Genomic DNA, 305 nt, shown 5'->3' on the forward strand with positions numbered 1-305 from the left:
AACACTGGTGCTACCTGTGGGATCTCAACTCCGCATTCCAGGGTGGTGTCTGCTGGTGCAAACTCAACAACCGGTGCTGTCGTGTCCTGGATCGTGAAGAACTGGTGTGCTACCGAGGTGTTGCCACATGAATCGGTGGCGGTGAACTCACGGATGAAGCAATCTACTACTGGGCATTCCAGTGGCGTGGCTTCGATCGTGATGTTCGTCACGTTGGCCACGGCTGATCCGAGCTGGTCGTCTGTTGCGTTGATGATGAAGGCGATCTCGCTGCCCGCTGGTACTTCGAAAGAAGCACTGCCTGA

General features: G+C 55.7%; 1 protein-coding gene. It reads right to left on the reverse strand.

Annotated features, from left to right (window positions below; all coding sequences use genetic code 11):
- The coding region (locus ABHV44_RS16280) for a hypothetical protein (protein ID WP_459075772.1) at nucleotides 1-305 on the reverse strand (305 nt) is incomplete at both ends.

Origin of the sequence: Halocola ammonii (genome assembly GCF_049334165.1) — a bacterium.
Classification (GTDB): domain Bacteria; phylum Bacteroidota; class Bacteroidia; order Flavobacteriales_D; family Sanyastnellaceae; genus JBEGHD01.